At 70.7% G+C, this 3,223-nt stretch carries 1 protein-coding gene; it reads right to left on the bottom strand.

Translation table 11 applies throughout. The annotated features are described in order from the left end of the window. Positions 1-3,223: condensation domain-containing protein (locus G6038_RS30495; protein WP_165042619.1), on the bottom strand; the 3,223-nt coding region annotated here is incomplete at both ends.

The following is a 3,223-nucleotide window of genomic DNA, read 5'->3' as shown; positions in this document are numbered from 1 at the left end:
GCCCGGCAGCCGCTCCCGCTCCGCGGCCACCGTCACCCCCAGCACCGCCTGCGAATCGGTGAGCATGTGCTCGATCCGCTCGGCCGGATGATCCGGATCCACCGGCACGAACGCACCGCCCGCCTTGACGATCGCGCAGATCGCCACCAGCAGGTCGAGCGAGCGGCGCATCGCCACCGCCACGTGTGACTCCGGACCGATCCCGCGGTCGATCAGCAGCCGCGCCAACCGGTTCGATCGTGCATCGAACTGCGCATAGGTCAAACGCTGTTCGCCGCATACCGCCGCCACCGCGTGCGGGCTGCGCGCCACCTGCGCCTCGAAGATCTGCCCCCACGTCGCCTCCGGCACAGACCTCGGGTTCTCGACGGGAGCCAACCGGCCGAGTTCGGTCTCGTCGAGCAGCTGCAACCGTCCGAGCGGGAGATCGGGCTCGTCGGCGAAGGCGGCGAGTGCCCGGTCCATCCGGTTCGCGATCCGTTGGATGTCCTCGTGATCGAACAGGCTGGGCCGGAAGACGAATCGCAGGTGGAGCCGGTCGCCGGCCGTGTGCGCGACGACGGTCACGGGATAGTCGCCGGTCTCGTGGACCGTCACGTCGGTGACGCGCATGCCGGCCAGGTCGGTTGCCGCGGTCAGCCCGGCCCGGTCCACCGGATACGACTCGAACACCGTCAACGTGTCGAACCCCGCCGCGGGACCGACGACACGCTGGATCTCGGTCAACCCGAGATGATGATGCTCGAGCAACCCGGCCTGCTCGGCCTGCACCCGCTCGAGCAGCCCGCCCAGCGACTCGTACGAATCCAGAGCGACCCGCACCGGAATCGTGTTGATGAACAACCCGATCATCTGCTCGATCCCGGGCACCTCGGCCGGCCGACCCGACACCGTAGCACCGAAGACCACATCCGCCCGCCCGGTGAGCGTCGCCAGCACCACCGCCCACGCCGCCTGCACGATCGTGTTCGGCGTCACCGCCCGCCGCCGGGCCAGCGCCTCGAGCCTCCCGGTCAACTCCTCCGGCACCTCCTGCCGGATCTCCTCGGTGACTTCCTCCACCTGCGCCGAGCCGGCCGCGGCGAGCAGGGTCGGCCGCTCCACCCCGGCCAGCGCCCGCACCCACGCCGCCCGCGCCGCCTCCACATCCCGCCGACCCAGCCAGGCCAGATAATCCCGATACGCACGCACCGGCGGCAGCACCGACACGTCCCCGTCGGCCGCGTACAACGCCAGCAGTTCCCGCAACAACAACGGCGCCGACCAACCATCCAGCAGGAGGTGGTGGTTGGTGAACACCAGGCGGAAGTCGTCGGGCCGCAGGCTGATCGCCGTCAATCGCAGCAACGGGGCCAGAGCCGTGTCGAAACGCGCGGCTCGGTCGGCGGTCAGGATCCGGTCGAGTTCGGTACCGCGCGCCTGCTCGTCGACGCCACTGAGATCGACTTCGCGCAAGGGAAGTTCCACATCGCCTTGGACGACCTGCACGGAATCGGCATCTACGTCGTAGGGGAAGGCCACCCGCAGATTCGGGTGTCGCGCCAGCAGGGCTTCCGCGGCACGCCGCAGGCGTGGCAGCTCCGGCCGACCGCTCAGATGCAGGGTCAGCTGCACTACATAGGCATCGACGGATTCCGTGTGCAGAGCGTGGAACAGCAGGCCGTGCTGCAGTGGGGTCAACGGCCACACCTCCTCGAGCCCGCGATACCGCTGCTCGAGCGCCTCGATCACCGGCTGCGGCAACGACACCAACGCGAAATCCGAGGGGGTGTGCCCGCCCGCACCGGGAGCGACGGCATGACCGGCCAGCCCACCCAGCGCCTGTTCCCACCGCCGGGCCAGCGCCCGCACCTCGGCCTCGGTGAGCACACCGGCCGGGAACGAGAACGACGCCCGTAACACCCACCCCGCCTCGGTCTCGACAGCCATGGCATCGACCGCAACCACCGCCGACGCCGGCAGGCCGGGATCCCGCACCGCCCCCAGATCCACATCGGTCACCGGCAACCATCCGGCCTCCGGATCCACCCCCGACACCGCTGCCGCTATCCGGCCCAGATAGTTGAATCCGATCTGCGGCCCCGGCCTGGACCCGAGCATCACCCGCGTCTCGTCGTTGAGATAACGCAACATCCCGTAGCCGATCCCGTGATCGGGCACAGCACGCAACTGCTCCTTGACCGCCTTGATCGCCGCGCCGGCCGCGACACCACCGTCCAGCGCCTCGTCGAGATCGATTCCCGCCAGGTCCAGACGCACCGGGAACACACTGGTGAACCAGCCCACCGTGCGCGACAGATCCGCCCCCGGCACCACCTGCTCCTCCCGGCCGTGCCCTTCCACCCCTACCGACACCGCCTCGGAGGCCGACCCACGCTCGCGTCGCCATGCGGTCACCGCCAGAGCGAGACCGGCCAGCAGCCCGTCGTTCACCCCACCGTGGAAGGCCGCAGGCAATGCGGTCAGGAGCGGGTCGGTGACCCCGGCGGGCACCTCGACGGTGACGGTCTCGACCGTGGCGCCGACGTCGATCGCCGGATCCAGCGGCCGCGATCCGAGCACCGGATCCTCACCCGACAGCACCGTCCGCCACAGTTCCAGCTCCCCCACCCGCGCCTCGGCACGCGACGCCTCGACCAGCCCGTGCGCCCACCGGCGCATCGACGTCCCCACCGGCTCGAGCTCCACCGGCCGCCCGGCCGCTGCCCGTGCCCACGCGGCAGCCAGATCCGGCACCAGGATCCGCCACGACACCCCGTCGACCACCAGATGATGCGCCACCACCAGCAACCGACCCGGTCGTCCCGCCCCGGCATCGAACCACACCACCTGCGCCACCACTCCCGCCTGGGGATCGAGCCGGCCCGCCGCGGCCTCGAGCGCCACCGCCGCAGCACCGACGAACTCCGGGCCCGTCACCGCCGCGACCGGGACCCGAACCAGTAAGGACCGTGCCCGCACCGCATCCGCGGGCAGCACCTGGAGACGCCATTCGTCGTCTCCGACCCGATGCAACCGGGCCCGCAGCATGTCGTGCGTCTCGACGACGGCCTGCACCGCAGCCAACAGATGCTCCCGCTCGACGCCGATCGGCAGAGACAGCAGCACCGACTGACAGAACCGCGGGAAACATCCCCCCTGCTCGAGCAGCCACCGCACGATCGGCGTCGACGGCACCTCCCCGACGCCCCCACCGGGCAACTCCTCGAGCACCGGCACCGCC

Source organism: Rhodococcus sp. 14C212 (assembly GCF_011058195.1).
GTDB lineage: Bacteria > Actinomycetota > Actinomycetes > Mycobacteriales > Mycobacteriaceae > Rhodococcus > Rhodococcus aetherivorans.
The sequence above is the reverse complement of the archived record's forward strand: the minus strand, read 5'-3'. Positions and strand labels throughout refer to the sequence as shown.